The following is an 871-nucleotide window of genomic DNA, read 5'->3' on the forward strand; positions in this document are numbered from 1 at the left end:
ATCTCTGACTAAAGAAATTGCATCAAGTTTAAATTCTTTGGTATATTTTTTACGTTTTGTCATTTCTGTTCTCCAGTTAAGCTTATTATGTCTTAACTGGGGTAGTCGAATCCATTAAACCATGTCAGAGCAATATTAAATAAATGACTTTCCCATTGTTCATATGTCCAATTCTCTTTCGCATAATTAATACGTTCGTATGCTATGAATCTAAGCTCATGAAATACGATACAGTTTCGCGACTCAGCGACTAAAGACCAATCAAAGTCATATCGGCGTTTTTTTGTCACCTTTGTTAAATAATTATTTAATTCATTTAGACTGTATTCATGTGCATGAAGGAAAGATGTATTCCAACTCGAATTTAAAGGATTTTTACTCAAAGGGCCGTAATAGTCTGCATCAGCGCCTAATTGCAATGTCATCCCCTTTTTTACATCATCTAAAAACCTGACTGGTTTTTCACGCGATGCATTTGATGAAGGTACAAATTGAACTGCATAAAATAAATGCGCGCCACCAACTACTTTAGAGCTATCAGCTCGGTCTAAGCCACTTACAATTATATTCGGTGGCGGTAATAACTTATCTTCCCAGCTAAAAGTGTTTTCATCATCAATGTCAAAAACCAACCAAAACACAATGTTTTTAGGGTTTATCTGAACATATTTATGAGTTTTTAACGCTAAATCACCATACCGATAACGTGCTTCATGTTTTATATCTGCACTCATACCTTAGTTATTAAGGAACGTTGATCGCGTAACTTCCTATTTTAAAACGGCAAATGTCACTTTCTTTTTCAATGGATTGACGCTTACAATTTACCGCTAGTAGCTTTAGTACACGGTGTATCTTGTGGCTGCACCGT

General features: G+C 35.4%; 1 protein-coding gene. It reads right to left on the minus strand.

Annotation, left to right across the window (positions count from 1 at the left end; translation table 11 throughout):
* Positions 1-92: 92 nt before the first annotated feature.
* Positions 93-734 carry a replication initiation protein gene (locus tag HHO47_RS19020; RefSeq protein ID WP_248291061.1) on the minus strand — a complete coding sequence of 214 codons (642 nt, stop codon included), beginning with the start codon at positions 732-734 and terminating at the stop codon, positions 93-95.
* Positions 735-871 lie beyond the last annotated feature (137 nt).

The sequence above is a fragment of the Pseudoalteromonas arctica genome (genome assembly GCF_012927645.1).
In the GTDB taxonomy this organism is placed as follows: Bacteria; Pseudomonadota; Gammaproteobacteria; order Enterobacterales; family Alteromonadaceae; genus Pseudoalteromonas; species Pseudoalteromonas arctica_A.